The following is an 8,840-nucleotide window of genomic DNA, read 5'->3' on the forward strand; positions in this document are numbered from 1 at the left end:
CGCGGGCACCCGTCCCCATGAGAGCTATCAGGCCGGATTTCGCTCGATCGTGTGTGTTCTGCATCTACTCCCAACGCCGCGCAGGCACCGACTCTCAAAGGCAGCAGACCTGCTCAGCGGCACTTACGTATTCGTCAGGACGAAGGACAAGCACGTATCCATTTCGTTCAGGATGCTGTTGGCCTCAAGCCGATTCGGCATCGCTCCCGCTCGATGCATATATCGATTCCGCTTGTCGACGATGGCCTTTTGAAAGTCGCTCCGTTGCCTCGGGGTAAAGACTCTGTGGTTCTGCAGCTCAATCAGGTACGCACCCAAACCGAACTTGCTGGTAGGAGTCCATCCCTTGTGCGCAAGCACTTCACTGAGCGAGGTGTCCAGTGCGCGTGTGGTGTGGAGGACTTTCAGCAGCCAGCTGTCTGTCTTGTCGGATCGTTCGGCAGCAGCTATCCGATTGAGTTCATGGACGATGTCGGTCAGGACGGGAGAGTTCCTCAGCGCTGGGTGTGCGCTGGCAAGGAGACGCATGGTATCAAGTCGAGTCTTTTTCGACATTACTAAGTACCCCCGATGATCGTATGGAATCCCGCGAACGCGGCTGCACGGTAAGGCTTGAGAATGTCGGAGGCTTTGCCCTCGAACAGAGGTCCTGTCCGTGCACGATGTATCGGCAAATATGCGTTATAAGAGTGCAGCGCCGCGACAGCCGCAGACAATGAGTCCAGGGTTGAAGGGTAGTCGAAGTCGACTGCGACAGAAATCCACTGCCCTATCTGGCGGATCACCGCAGTCCGATCAGACGGGATAGAACGGGGGGACGCGTAGAGTACCCCCCTGTTGACATCCATAGTGGCCGGCAGACGAGGCCATCGGCCGACCCCTCGCCCACCCAACCCGGAGATCGGCACGCCCCTGGAAAATCTCTCTAAACTGTCGGCTTGCGCGGGCGATTCCGACGGTTGATCGTCGTCTCGCATAGCCCATGCGTCACCGAACCGGCGCATGTGGAACGGCCTCAACTCGGCGACGACGCCACCCGGGGAGAATCCCGAAGGCTCTAGGCTCCTGCGGTGGGACCTTACGCGCGGCACGCCGTACCGGACCGCGTCGAACAGCTCGACATCGTCGTCTCGGAGTTCCAGAGTGCGCGACTCGCACACCAAAACGAACTCGGTACCTTCCGGCAGCGCAAGCCGTGATAGCAGTGTCCGTGTACGGCTGGCCACTGAACTGGGCCTCGGATCACGCGTCGCGAAGACGAAATAGGCCACCAATCCGTCGTCATCGCGAGCCAGAACATCAGGGCCGCGAACAAGAAGAGGGTGGTCCGGATAGACGACGACGTTGTCCTGATCCGGCATAGACCTAGCCAGGGCTTGCACGAGATCACGACGATGCATGCAGTACAGGATATTTGGCCCGATCGCCAAGCCCCGAAAGACTACCGACAAGACATGGGTAGCGAAGATCCCGTGGTGCTCCCTGCACCACGGTGCACACCGGTTGATGGCTACTGATTCGAACCTGTTCAGCCGAATAGGACCCAGTCTGACGAGAGTGCCGACCCATCCGGCAATGCCGCATAGCGCAGGATGAACCGCATGCGACCCATCCCTGCGAGGCTGAGCGGGTGGCCGCAGGTGGCTGTGGCTGTAGTGCGCCCCCTCTGCCCCGAAACACCTGCGTTGGACTGAACATCTCAGGTTCGACTTGCAAAATGCAGAGAAGCACATCGGATTTCAAGCGCGGACCGATCCGTCGGGTGATCACCATGCTCGTCGCCGAATCACGTGCGGCGGGGATCACCGACCGCCCAATCCGGGTCCTCAACATCATGGGCCACCGTGCCCAGGAAACCCGCAAGCGACGACAGCTCCCGAATGCCAGCGTGAGGTTGGACCATTTCCAGACTTCCTGCATGTCCGCCTCCCGCGACTCGCCGAGAGCGTCGCTCTCTAATGAGAGCAGTGTGCACGGCGGGTTGAGCTTCGTCAAATTGCCGACCGACACGGCCGAGGGCGTCGAGCCGGAGAATGGTGCAGTGATACGCACGCGTTCGACCACCGTCAACTCGAGCGCGTTGGCCGCAGGGCCACTTCCTTGCCGCCCCGACGTCGAGTCCGTCGTCGGGGGGCGCTGACGCGTCATCAGGCACCACACCCATGCCAGACCTGTTGTTGTGGGGCCCACACATCCCACAGCTACCGCCGTCTGAATTCCTGATCTCCCTGCTGGACAGACTGTTTCAATCCAAAGGCAGCCCTAGCTCGACGGGCACGAGCCGCGAAGCGGCCGCGGACTCGGGGGATGGAGGATCCGATGGCGAGCTCGGTGTCGGCATATAGGGTCCAGTGACGGGAAAGGTTCTGCCGTGCCCTTCTCAGCGGTGGCGCCGGCGAGGCAACAATGCGAACGCGCTCTCCGCAATCGAGGTCAGGCGGGCGGGACTTTGACCGAAGGCGCCTACGACATCGATCCCACGGATGATGGTCAGCAGCAGGTAGGCAAGGTCGTCGGGATCCGCGTCGGGGTCGAGGTCGCCGCTGCGCTGCGCCGCTCGCACACAGTCGGCCACCGCCGTCACGAGCGCGGAGAAGCAGGCGTTGGCCATGCGTTCCAGCTCAGGGTCGGAGGCGCCGAGCTCCAGGGCCATTTTGGCGGCGAAGCAGGCCGCCGCCGCCCGGTCAGGGGCGGGGGGTACGTCGTCGGCGAGTGGCACCCCCTCGACGGCGCGGAGCAAAAACCCGCGCAGTCGTTCCAGGGCGCCCTCGTCCGGTCCGGCGAGCGCCTGCGGCGCAAACTGCCCCAGCCGCGCGGAGTACCCGGCCATCGCCTGCAGCAGCACGCCCTGCTTGCCGCCGAACGCGGCATAGAGGCTGCCGCGGCCCAGGCCGGTGGCGGCGCTGATGTCGTCGACGCTCGTGCCGTTGTAGCCCGCCGTGCGGAACTGCCGCTCGGCGGCATGGAGGACGTGTTCGCGGTCGAAGCTTCGCGGTCTAGCCATACCTACAGGGTAGGGCCGATCCGCCATTCTTGACAAATCAGTACAGAACTATCTAGATTTTTGACAGTTCAGTACACAACCATCCTGAGCTTGTCGGACCGGCTTGGTCCGGGCTTGCAGGACCGGCGCGGACCGTGTCGACCTGGGCACAGGCGACCCCGCACAGCGCACGACAAAGTCCTGCCCACAACCGAAGGAACCAACATGCAGACACCTCCCCCAGTGGCCCTCGTGACGGGCGCCTCCTCCGGGATCGGACGGGCCGCAGCGCTCGCCCTCGCGAACGCCGGCTTCGCGGTGGTCGGCACGAGCCGCAACGCGGCGAACGCCGAGCCGCTCGCCGGGGTGACGTTCCTCGATCTCGACGTGGCCAGCGACGAGTCGGTCCGTTCCCTGGTCAACGAAGTGATCGAGAGGTTCGGTCGGATCGACGTCCTGGTCAACAACGCAGGCGTGGGCGCGGTCGGCGCTGGCGAGGAGAGCTCGATCCACCAGACCAAGGAGGTCTTCGACATCAACGTCTTCGGCGTGATTCGGATGACAAACGCAGTGCTGCCCCACATGCGCGCCCAGGGCAGTGGCCGCGTGGTCAACGTCTCCTCGGTCCTCGGCCTGATCCCAGCCCCATTCATGGCCATCTACGCCGCCAGCAAGCATGTGATCGAGGGCTACTCCGAGTCCGTCGACCACGAGCTTCGCGAGCACGGCGTCCGGATGCTGCTGATCGAGCCGGCCTACACAAGCACGAGTTTCGAGGCGAGCAGCCTGGCACCCGACTCGCCCCTGCCGTATTACGCCGCACAGCGCGAGGTGTCCCGAGACGTGCTGGCCACGGCCTTGCGCAACGCCGACGACCCGGACGTTGTCGCGAAGGTGATCGTCGCGGCCGCCACCGATTCCAAGCCCAAGCTCCGGTACACCGCCGGCTCGATGGCCGGACGCGTCAGCGTCCTGCGCCGGATCGTGCCGTCGCGTGCCTTCGACAAACAAATCCGCAAGCTCAACCGCCTAGCAGGCTGACCTCGTAGTCAGAACACGCCCAGAAAGCTTCCGGCGGGTTGCCTGTCAACTCGCCGGGTTTGACCGAACCACGACTGATAAGGAAAGGCAGGAGACCATGGCTGTGACGACTCCTCCGTACGCGAGCGACGCACTGGCCGAGGGAACCGTCGACGCGGTGGTGATCGGCGGGGGCGCCGCGGGGCTGAACGGTGCACTGATCCTCGCCCGCTCACGCCGCTCGGTCGTCGTGATCGACAGCGGCTTCCCGCGCAACGCGCCCGCGGAGGCTATGCACGGTTTCATCGTCTTGGACGGCACCCCGCCGGCCGAGATCCTTCGGCGGGGCCGCGAGCAGGTACGCCACTACGGCGGACGCATCGTCCACGGCGAGGTGGTCTCGGCCGAGTCTGCCGCCCCGTCGGCGGATGGGGACCTGCGGTTCACCGTCACCCTGGCCGACGGCCGCAGCATCACCGCTCGCCGAATCCTGGTGGCCACCGGCCTCACGGATGTGCTGCCGGAGGTGCCCGGGCTCGCCGAGCACTGGGGGCACAGTGTCGTGAACTGCCCGTACTGCCACGGCTGGGAGGTGCGCGATGAGCCCATCGGCGTCCTCGCCACCGGCCCGGCCTCGATCGGCCACGCGCTTCTGTTCCGTCAGCTGACCGAGGACCTGACCTACTTCACTCACGGCACTGACCTGGACGAGGACAGCCGCGCCCGCTTCGCCGCCCGCGGCATCCGCATCATCGACACCCCGGTCACCGAGGTCGTCAACGACGAGGACGGTGCCCTGACCGGGGTGCGCTTGGCCGACGGCCGGGTCGTGGCCCGCCGCGTCCTCGCGGTCGCCGCGCAGATGCAGGCCCGCACCCAGGGCCTGGAAGGTCTGAACCTGCCGGTGCGGGACCTGCCGAACATGGGCCGCGGTTTCGCCTCCGGCGTAGCCGGCACCACCGAGGTGCCGGGTGTGTGGGTGGCAGGCAACGCCACCGATCTGGTCGCCCAGGTCGGGCCCTCCGCAGCAGCCGGCGCACTGGCCGGCGTCGACATCAACAAGCATCTGGTCACCGCGGACACCGACGCGGCCCTCCAGGGGATCGCCGAGGGTAGCCCAGAAGCGGCCACACGATGATCTTGAAGCCCTGAGATCGCAGCCCGTCACCGACTCGCCTCACCTTCATTGGTGAGAGAACCGATCTGTTTCCAGACGGATTTCAGTCATGCCCAGCAACAGCAAGCAAGGGGAAATATGAGTACCAGCATCGACCGCGGGGCGCCCGCCTCCGGAAAGAAAAAGCCGGGCCTTCGCGGCTCGCATGCCGTGCGCTGGTGGGCACTGGTCGTACTAGGCCTGGCGCAGCTCATGGTCATGCTCGATGCGACCGTAGTGAACATCGCGCTGCCCGAGGCGCAGCGAGACCTCGGCTTCGGCGACGGCAGCCGGCAGTGGGTCATCACGGGTTACGCCCTGGCGTTCGGCAGCCTGCTGCTGCTCGGCGGCCGACTCGGTGACCTGTTGGGCCGACGTACCCTCTTCGTGATCGGCTTGGCGGGTTTCGGGGCCGCGTCCGTTCTCGGCGGCTCGGCCTCCAGCTTCGAGATCCTCGTCGCGGCGCGCGTGGCCCAAGGTCTCTTCGCCGCGGTGCTCGCGCCAGCGGCACTCTCACTGCTCAGCGTGACCTTCACCGAACCCCCAGAAAGGGCGAAGGCCTTCGGTGTCTTCAGTGCGTTGGGTGGTGCGGGCGGCGCGATCGGGCTGCTGGTCGGCGGCATGCTCACCGAATGGGCGTCCTGGCGCTGGGTGATGTACGTGAACGTGGCCTTCGCGGTCCCCGCCCTGATCGGTGCATTGCTGCTGCTGGCCAAGCCCGTGATCGCCGAGAAGCCCAAACTCGACATTCCGGGCATCCTCGTGGTGAGCGCCGGACTGTTCGCCATCGTCTACGGGTTCGCGCACGTGGAGTCCACCAGTTGGACCAACCCTGTCACCCTCGGCTCCATGATCGTCGGCGCGGTGCTGCTCGTGGTGTTCGTGTTGCTGGAGACCAAGGTCGCGCATCCGCTGCTGCCGCTGCGCGTCGTGCTGGACCGCACCCGCGGTGGTTCGTTCGTGGCAGTGTTCGTCATCGGCATGGGGATGTTCTCGATCTTCCTGTTCCTGACCTACTACTTTGCGGCCACCCTCGGCTACTCGCCGATCAAGACCGGTCTGGCGTACCTGCCGCTGGTCACGGGCGTCGTCGCTACGTCGACCACGATGCCTTCGCTGGTGCTGCCCAGGGTCGGCCCGAAGGTCGTCGTCAGCGTCAGCTTCCTGGTCGCCGCAGCCGGTATGGCCTTGCTGACCCGGCTCGAGTTGGACAGCACCTACGCCACCCACATCATGCCCGGCATGATCCTGTTGGGTCTCGGCATCGGCGGGGCGATGACCACCGCGTTCCAGGGGGCGACCTCAGGCTTGCACCACGATGACGCGGGCGTCGCCTCGGCGCTGATCAACACCGGTCAGCAAATCGGCGGCTCCATCAGTACGGCGCTACTGACCACCGTTGCCACGACGGCGACGACCGACTACCTGACTTCGCACAAGCCCAGCGCGCTGGCCGCGGCGCAGGCCGGGGTCGAGGGCTACACGGCCACCCTGGCGTGGGGCTCCGGGTTCTTCGTGGTCGGTGCGGTGATCGCGGCGTTCCTGATTCCGAATCGGGCTCTGGAGCCGTCCGAGGGCGAGCCCGTGATGGCCCACTGAGCCTGGATCCACCCTAGAGATGCCCTGCTACCTGCGATGACTGTTGTTCTCATGACACGAATCAGCGCAGGAAAGCAGGGCATCTCTACGGTGGTGGCCGGCCCCTACCGAACGGACCCCTCCTGCCCGCCTTTGCCGTGTGCGACAGCCCGGCCCCCCTGGAAACCGATCACACGGTGAGCGTGACGTTCGACGTGGTGACGCAGCACGACACCGTTCACCGACCCCTTCACCTCCTCGGCGCAGCCCCGGAGTGCGCAAGACGCGATGCGCATGATCAACAAGAGCTGGCTGGACTGGGCACAACGGTGGCGGCGCCTGTCCACGCACGAACCCGGCACCGTGCGCGGGGTGTTCTCGGTGATCCTGATCGCCGGCCGGTGGGCTTGCCGACAAGCACCCCGAAGCGCTCGAACCACAATTGTGGACCCGCAACATCGCCGCCGAGTACGTCGCCGACACCCTGCACGCTGTCCACGGGCAGTGGGCCGGACACAACCGCAACGTCAGCAAGTTCGGCCAACCGTTGACCGCGGTCGGCAAGGTGCAACGCATCGACAGCCTGCGAACATTCTTCCTCGACCTGATCGAATGGGAATGGATCACACCGAAATTCGACCCCCGCAAAGTCCTGTCCGGACCCGTGTCGGTGCGATCCCAGATCGGACCCAACCCTCGCGTCATCGACGAAGTCGCGTGGGCCAAACTCATGGCCGCAGGACTCACCCCCAACACCGAGGACCTCAAGGAATACGGCACCGACCGAGCAAAAGCCACCGGCAAGCGGCGCACCTACTACCCCATCGAAATGGTCCGCGCGCTCGTCGGGATCTGGCTGTTCGGCGGATGCCGCATCGATGAGATCCGACGACTCGAACTCGACTGCGTCGAACGCGACGAAGGCCGCGACAACGACACCGGCGAAACCTTCCCGATCTGCCTGCTGCGAGTGCCGCAGAACAAGACCTCACGACCGTTCACCAAACCCGTCGACCCGATCGTCGGTCAACTCGTCGACGCCTGGCGACACGTCCGGCCCCCGCAACCCGACCTACAGGACCGCAAGACCGGCGAACGCCGCCAGTTCCTGTTCTGCGTCCGCGGCCAGCTGATCGGCAGCACCTACCTCAACAACACGATCATCCCGGCGTTGTGCGCGAAAGCCGGCATCCCCGAAACCGATTCGCGAGGCGCGTTGACCAGCCACCGTGCACGGTCGACGATCGCGACCCAACTGCTCAACGCCCGTGAGCCCCTGTCGATCGCCGACCTCCAAGAGTGGTTGGGGCACAAGCACATCGCCAGCACCCGGCACTACGCGGCGATCCTACGACGTCGACTCACCGCCGCCTACCACAAGGCCGACTACTTCGCGCGCAACGTGCGAACCATCCAGGTGCTCATCGACCGCGAGACCATCCTGTCCGGAGCGGCCACCGGCGGGCAACAGCCGTGGAAGTACTACGACCTCGGTAACGGCTACTGCACCTACGACTTCTTCGCCAAATGCCCTCATCGGCTCGCCTGCGCACGCTGCCCGTTCTACCTACCCAAGCAGTCCAGCGCGGGCCAGCTGCTCGCCGTCAAGGACGGCGTGGACCAGATGCTCGAGCAACTCGTCCTCACCGACGATGAGCGCGACGCACTGGAGGGCGACCGCGAGGTGCTGCTCCAACTGGCGAAGAAGCTGTCCGCCGTGCCCACCCCGGCAGGTCCCACACCCGACGAGATCGGCACCGACCGCGCCTTCATCTCCCTGACCGCGGTCCGCTCCAGCCTGAAAGAAGACTCTACGCAGTAGCATTCGACCGTGATCGTTGCCGAAATTTCACGATGACTTGTCCACCTGACAGCAGTGGGTTCACTGTCTGTCCGCGGCCAGTGGCAACTCCCCACGGACGGCCACTTGGCAGGGAGGCAACCGGCTGCCGTGGCAATCCAACCGCAACACGATGGGCGTTCAACGAACGGCGGGTATGCGGCATTGGCGGATGGGATCCGCTGTACGGTGGACCCGGGAATCTGGGCTCGCTGTGTAGTTCACACGTGTCGCGCGGCTATTTGCGCACTACGTACCGCAGG

The 8,840-nt window shown here is 65.2% G+C and carries 7 protein-coding genes; 5 read left to right on the forward strand and 2 right to left on the reverse strand.

Translation table 11 applies throughout. The annotated features are described in order from the left end of the window. Window positions 1-123: 123 nt before the first annotated feature. On the reverse strand, window positions 124-555 hold the full coding sequence (locus ACIBW7_RS36650) for a hypothetical protein (RefSeq protein WP_397054577.1): 432 nt from the start codon (window positions 553-555) through the stop codon (window positions 124-126). A gap of 515 nt (window positions 556-1,070) precedes the next feature. Here ACIBW7_RS36650 and ACIBW7_RS36655 point away from each other — a divergent pair. Continuing rightward, window positions 1,071-1,199 carry a hypothetical protein gene (locus ACIBW7_RS36655; RefSeq protein ID WP_397054579.1) on the forward strand — a complete coding sequence of 43 codons (129 nt, stop codon included), beginning with the start codon at window positions 1,071-1,073 and terminating at the stop codon, window positions 1,197-1,199. A gap of 1,181 nt (window positions 1,200-2,380) precedes the next feature. On the opposite strand, the gene ACIBW7_RS36660 is transcribed toward ACIBW7_RS36655, so the two are convergent. After that, entirely contained in the window at window positions 2,381-3,004 is a 624-nt protein-coding gene (locus ACIBW7_RS36660; RefSeq protein ID WP_397054581.1) for a TetR/AcrR family transcriptional regulator, read from the reverse strand. Window positions 3,005-3,208: 204 nt separating this feature from the next. Between ACIBW7_RS36660 and ACIBW7_RS36665 the strand changes: the two genes are divergently transcribed. The 4 genes from ACIBW7_RS36665 to ACIBW7_RS36680 all read left to right on the forward strand — a co-directional run bounded on the left by ACIBW7_RS36665 (window position 3,209) and on the right by ACIBW7_RS36680 (window position 8,559). Continuing rightward, window positions 3,209-4,024, forward strand: coding sequence for an oxidoreductase (locus ACIBW7_RS36665; protein WP_397054583.1), 816 nt, complete (start codon window positions 3,209-3,211; stop codon window positions 4,022-4,024). A gap of 97 nt (window positions 4,025-4,121) precedes the next feature. Next, complete coding sequence (locus tag ACIBW7_RS36670; protein ID WP_397054585.1) at window positions 4,122-5,141, forward strand: NAD(P)/FAD-dependent oxidoreductase; 1,020 nt, start codon at window positions 4,122-4,124, stop codon at window positions 5,139-5,141. Window positions 5,142-5,258: 117 nt separating this feature from the next. Then, on the forward strand, window positions 5,259-6,758 hold the full coding sequence (locus ACIBW7_RS36675) for an MFS transporter (protein WP_397054587.1): 1,500 nt from the start codon (window positions 5,259-5,261) through the stop codon (window positions 6,756-6,758). A gap of 421 nt (window positions 6,759-7,179) precedes the next feature. Beyond that, complete coding sequence (locus tag ACIBW7_RS36680; RefSeq protein WP_397054589.1) at window positions 7,180-8,559, forward strand: tyrosine-type recombinase/integrase; 1,380 nt, start codon at window positions 7,180-7,182, stop codon at window positions 8,557-8,559. Window positions 8,560-8,840: the final 281 nt, after the last annotated feature.

The organism is Nocardia sp. NPDC049526, assembly GCF_044465765.1.
Taxonomy (GTDB): domain Bacteria; phylum Actinomycetota; class Actinomycetes; order Mycobacteriales; family Mycobacteriaceae; genus Nocardia.

What these genes read in the sequence shown, in the direction of transcription:
- ACIBW7_RS36660 (WP_397054581.1), bottom strand. Translation starts at nt 3,004, where the DNA reads ATGGCTAGACCGCGAAGCTTCGACCGCGAACACGTCCTCCATGCCGCC.
- ACIBW7_RS36650 (WP_397054577.1), bottom strand. Translation starts at nt 555, where the DNA reads ATGTCGAAAAAGACTCGACTTGATACCATGCGTCTCCTTGCCAGCGCA.
- ACIBW7_RS36675 (WP_397054587.1), top strand. Translation starts at nt 5,259, where the DNA reads ATGAGTACCAGCATCGACCGCGGGGCGCCCGCCTCCGGAAAGAAAAAG.
- ACIBW7_RS36670 (WP_397054585.1), top strand. Translation starts at nt 4,122, where the DNA reads ATGGCTGTGACGACTCCTCCGTACGCGAGCGACGCACTGGCCGAGGGA.
- ACIBW7_RS36665 (WP_397054583.1), top strand. Translation starts at nt 3,209, where the DNA reads ATGCAGACACCTCCCCCAGTGGCCCTCGTGACGGGCGCCTCCTCCGGG.